2 protein-coding genes are annotated in these 2320 nt (G+C 63.9%); both read right to left on the reverse strand.

Features of this window, described 5'->3' with window-relative positions:
• Window positions 1-72: 72 nt before the first annotated feature.
• Window positions 73-990, reverse strand: a complete 918-nt coding sequence (locus ACZ6C1_RS38940; RefSeq protein ID WP_469247754.1) for a helicase associated domain-containing protein — start codon at window positions 988-990, stop codon at window positions 73-75.
• Window positions 966-2138, reverse strand: a complete 1173-nt coding sequence (locus ACZ6C1_RS38945) for a DEAD/DEAH box helicase family protein (protein WP_469247756.1) — start codon at window positions 2136-2138, stop codon at window positions 966-968. The genes ACZ6C1_RS38940 and ACZ6C1_RS38945 overlap by 25 nt, the downstream gene beginning before the upstream one ends.
• Between the last annotated feature and the right edge of the window lie 182 nt (window positions 2139-2320).

The following is a 2320-nucleotide window of genomic DNA, read 5'->3' on the forward strand; positions in this document are numbered from 1 at the left end:
CCTCTTCTTCCCCATGCTCTCCATGATGAACATCATCCTTCCGGGGCTGAAGCCCCTGATCTCAGATGTCCGTCAAAGCGGATCAAGCCCAGTCGTGATTGCCTCGACGGCCCTGCCACCATCGATCACCAGGGCGCGCACCCCGGCGTAGTGGCGCTGCCAGTCGATAGGCCATGCCGGGTTCCAGTCCGGATCGATTTCCGCAAGCTGCGCGGCTCGCGCAGGCGACAGGGCACCGGGTCGGCGGCAGTTGGAGAGCCACTGCCCGATAGGCCGCCCCGTGCCCGTGGGCCCTTCCATCGCCCGTGTGGCCTCCCCGCCGGGCTCTGCGACCACCGCACCGCGGGGGGCCGCCAGAGTCCCGTAGCGGTCCATGTAAAGCCGTGCCGCCGACAGATTGTCAAGCCAGCCTGCCTCAGCCGGGTCCCACACCATGCCCAGCCGCTCCAGCCGCGCTGCCCGCCGCCCATCAAGCTGCCCCGACGCATATGCCGCCCTCTGTCGGCGAATCCAACGCCCCAGGGGATACCCCCACTCCATCACTGCCCCCAGCGGCACCCGCAGGTGTCCCTCACGCGCCGCCCACCGCCGCGCCGCCCAGTACCCCCGCGTCCAGTCCTGCCTCTCTGTATCAATCACCCGCAGCGACACCAGCTCAGCGACAGCAGCCGGATCACGCGGTGACGAAAACCGCAGCAACGCCCGCGACTCCTCCTCACCCTCCAAACCGATCAACTCGCCAGCCTCACGCGACGGGTTCTCCTGTGGAAGCGCGAGCAACTCCACCGCACGCTCATCATGCGCACGCAAACCAGCCAACACCTTCACCAGCGGCCGATATGAATCCGACATGACCATGTCTGCCGGTGTCTCATCCGGCCCTAAGAAGACGGGCACAATCAGAGAGGCGACCTTTCCTGAATTCGGCTTCTGACGCAAAGCCCGTCCAATCGCCTGCACGATATCTACCGACGATCCCTTGGGATCCAAAAGCGCCAGGCATCCACCGCTGGGCAATCCACACCCTCACCCATAACCCGGCAGTTCGAGAGAACTGCACGCTGCGCCGTCGCCGCGAACTCTGTCAACACCTGTGCCCGGTGGTCCGCTTCATGCTCACCACGCAGCCAACCAGCCCATACCGACCTCGGATACGTTACCGGGTCAGCCGCGTGCAACTCCGCTGCTTTCCTCCCCAGCCCCTTACTAAAAGCCTCGGCTTCTACCGTGCGGTGATGGAAGGTAATGATCTTCCACAACCCATGCTCCGCCGCCGTCCGCAACAGCGCCGCCTGCAACGCCCCCAACCTCAGCCCCCGAACCTCCTCTTCCCGCGCCTCCGGACCCGCCAGCCGCTCAGGCGTCACCACCGGATCACGCACCTCCACCACCAGAATCTGATACCGCGCCAGCAAACCCAGGCTGATGGCATCAGACAGCCCGAGCTCGTACACAACCGGCCCGAACACCGCCGGGTCATCCATCGAACACGCCATCTCCGCCGGCAACCGATCCCGCGCCTCCTCCCGCATCTCCCAGCTCGGCGACCGCTCCTGCCAGACCCGAGGCGTCGCCGTAAAGTACAACCGCCGCGCCGCCGGAATAAGCGTCTGGTCATGAATCGCCGCCCACGCCTTCCCGAGACTGCCAGAGGTGCGGTGCGCCTCATCGACCACCACTAGGTCAAAAGGCTGCATCGCCGGACCGTATTCGCCACTGAATGCCTTGCTGAGGACCGGCAGGGAGGCGTATGTGGCGTACATAGTCACCGGCCCCGTTGCGTACCTTTCCGCGAGCACTACGGGATTGGTCGTAGTGCATACCCCCGCCGAATACAAACCGGTGTCATCCTCCAGCGAGCACAATGCCACTGATTTACCGTCATGCCCCTCAGTACGCCATTCTCGCGCCGTCTGCGTCAGCAGATCAAGAGTCGGCAGCACCACGAGTACGCGACCGCCCTTTGCGAGACGCATCGCAGAATGCGCGGCAATCAGAGTCTTACCTGTACCGCAGGCGGCTACCACCGTGGCCCGGAGCCCGCCTGAAGGGATTTCTTTTGGTGGCGTTTCGAGGGCACTCACAGCAGCCTCAATGGCTTCTACCTGATGCGGGCGCAGTTCACGCTGTGCAGTCATTGGTCCCCATTCCGTCCCCCTGTCTGGGGGCGGGACTGTAAATTGTTCGGTGTAACTCCCGATAATGGAAGATGTATCGATGCCCAGTGAACGTCTTTCATCCTGAATAGTTGCAGGTCAGCAACGTGTGAACGGCTCGGACGATGGTGCTGACGCGGCGGGTGGAACATCGGGCTCGTCGT

It is taken from the genome of Streptomyces sp. NPDC041796 (genome assembly GCF_055590785.1).

Coding starts and splice junctions, on each gene's coding strand:
- ACZ6C1_RS38945 (WP_469247756.1), bottom strand. CDS start 2,138: ATGACTGCACAGCGTGAACTGCGCCCGCATCAGGTAGAAGCCATTGAG.